At 59.7% G+C, this 2,174-nt stretch carries 2 protein-coding genes and 1 pseudogene; all 3 read left to right on the forward strand.

Annotated elements, in window-relative coordinates; all coding sequences use genetic code 11:
- Nucleotides 1-119, forward strand: a pseudogene (locus BLX89_RS25280) (IS66-like element accessory protein TnpA); the annotation flags it as partial.
- The gene (gene tnpB / locus BLX89_RS23710; protein WP_056537524.1) at nucleotides 100-453 is read left to right on the forward strand and encodes an IS66 family insertion sequence element accessory protein TnpB; all 354 of its coding nucleotides are present in this window, start codon (nucleotides 100-102) and stop codon (nucleotides 451-453) included. The pseudogene BLX89_RS25280 and the gene tnpB, both read left to right, overlap by 20 nt.
- Before the next feature lie 52 nt (nucleotides 454-505).
- Complete coding sequence (gene tnpC / locus BLX89_RS23715; RefSeq protein ID WP_075293387.1) at nucleotides 506-2,095, forward strand: IS66 family transposase; 1,590 nt, start codon at nucleotides 506-508, stop codon at nucleotides 2,093-2,095.
- Nucleotides 2,096-2,174 lie beyond the last annotated feature (79 nt).

A 2,174-nucleotide genomic window follows, 5' to 3' on the forward strand; every position in this document is an offset into this window, starting at 1 on the left:
ATGCATCCAAGGTGAGCGCGCTCCTGCCGAACGGGATCAGCCTGACCGTTGAGTATGACGATGAGAATGGGCTGGCCGCAATCATAGGAGCGTTGGGTCATGTTCAGACTTGGCGCTGATCTGAAGGTCTACTTGCATCGGGAGCCGATCGACTTCCGGGCCGGCATCAACAGCCTTGCAGTCCTGGTCCAGGAGACCATGGCATTGGACCCGTTTGCCCCTGCGGTGTTTGCCTTCTGCAATCGCCGACGTGACCGGGTGAAGCTGCTGTTCTTCGATCGGTCGGGCTTTGTGTTGATCCTGAAGCGGTTGACGGAAGACAAGTTCCGATGGCCGCGCCGAGAGGTGGCGGTGGTTACACTGACGACCGAGCAACTCCACTGGATTCTCGACGGGATTGATATCGACGCGATGATCCGCCATCCCGTGCGGCAATATCAGATTGCCGGCTGAGGTGGCGCGTTGATCTGTTGACGCGGCGACTCGGTTCAGATTCAAAACTGGGATGACCCGAGCCGGCGAACCTGATGTTGCAGAGCTGATGGCGCAGTTGGCGGCAAATGCCGCCGAAATCGCTGCGCTCAAAGCCGAGAAGGAAGCGCTGTCACAGCGGGTCGTCAAGCTGGAAGAAGAACTGGCGCTCGCAAGGCTGCATCGTTTTGCACCCCGCAGCGAAAAGCACGTCGATCGCCTCTTCAACGAAGCCGAAGAGGCCGCAGACGAGGATGATCCTGATCGTGGCGACGTCGTCGCCGATCTCCCGGATACAGGGCTGCCGGCGGTCGATAGCGGGGCGGGAAAGAAGCGGGGCCGCAGACCCTTGCCGGAAGACCTGCCGCGCGAGCGTGTCGAATACGATCTGCCCGACGATCAGAAAGTTTGCCCTTGCTGCGACAGTCAAATGCATCGCATGGGCGAGGCCGTTACCGAGCAGCTCCATATTGAGGTCAAGGCAAAGGTTCTGCAGAATGTGCGGTTCAAATACGCCTGCCGCCATTGCGACCGCACCGGGATCAACACGCCTGTCGTGATCGCACCGATGCCAGCGCAACCATTGCCGGGCAGCATCGCTACCGCCTCGACGCTGGCCTTCGCGCTGGTGCATAAATACGTCGACGGCACACCGCTCTACCGCGTGGCGCAAACGTTCGAACGGGCCGGCGTTCCGATCAGCCGGGGTGCTCTCGCGCACTGGGTGATCGGTTCGAGCGAGAGGCATTTGCATCGCATTTACGATGCGCTGAGATTGCGGCTTCAGTCGCAGCCTCTCATTCATGGCGATGAGACGACGGTTCAGGTGCTGAAGGAAAAGAACAAGGAAGCCACCAGCACCTCCTACATGTGGGCATACCGCAGCAGCGAGGACAGTGCCGAGCCGATCGTGCTTCTCGATTATCAACCGGGCCGCGGTCAGGTCCACCCGCAGACCTTTCTCGGCGACTACCGCGGCATATTGGTGAGCGATGGCTACACAGCCTGGCGCACATTGCATGGCGCAACCCATGTCGGATGCATGGCTCATTCACGGCGGCGCTTTGTCGAGGCTCTCAAAACCAGGAAAAATGGAGGCGGACCGCCGGAGCAGGCGCTCCGGTTCTTCGAGCAGCTCTACCGGATCGAAAAGCAGGCGCGAGACAGAAAGCCCGACGCCGGCGAAACGCAGGCCGATTGCATTCGCCGTTTCCGGCAACAGCACAGCTTGCCTGTCCTCAACGCCCTTAAGACGTGGCTCGATACCATCGCGCCAAAGGTCTTGCCGGATACCAAGCTCGGGGATGCCGTGTCCTACACCCTGAACCAATGGGATTATCTGACGCGCTACACCAGCGACGGCAGGATGCCGATCGATAACAACATTCTGGAATGCGACATCAGAGTTTTTGCGACCGGAAGAAAATCGTGGCTGTTCAGCGATACCGCCGACGGAGCCAAGGCCAGCGCTGTGATCTACAGTCTGATGCTGACCTGCCGCGCCTGTGGCGTTGACCCACTCTCCTGGCTGCGCCACGTACTCATTGAGTTGCCTCAGCGCCAGGAAGCCGACGACATCAACGACCTGCTGCCGTTCAGCTTCTCCAAAATCTCAGCCAATTGATAGACCCGGATATCGCTTCGCAAACGAGGCCGATCCGGTGATGCCGCATACGTCAATGTGCATGGAACCTCGCGCTTAC

Origin of the sequence: Pararhizobium arenae (genome assembly GCF_001931685.1) — a bacterium.
In the GTDB taxonomy this organism is placed as follows: domain Bacteria; phylum Pseudomonadota; class Alphaproteobacteria; order Rhizobiales; family Rhizobiaceae; genus Pararhizobium; species Pararhizobium arenae.

Coding starts and splice junctions, on each gene's coding strand:
- tnpC (WP_075293387.1), top strand. CDS start 506: ATGACCCGAGCCGGCGAACCTGATGTTGCAGAGCTGATGGCGCAGTTG.
- tnpB (WP_056537524.1), top strand. CDS start 100: ATGTTCAGACTTGGCGCTGATCTGAAGGTCTACTTGCATCGGGAGCCG.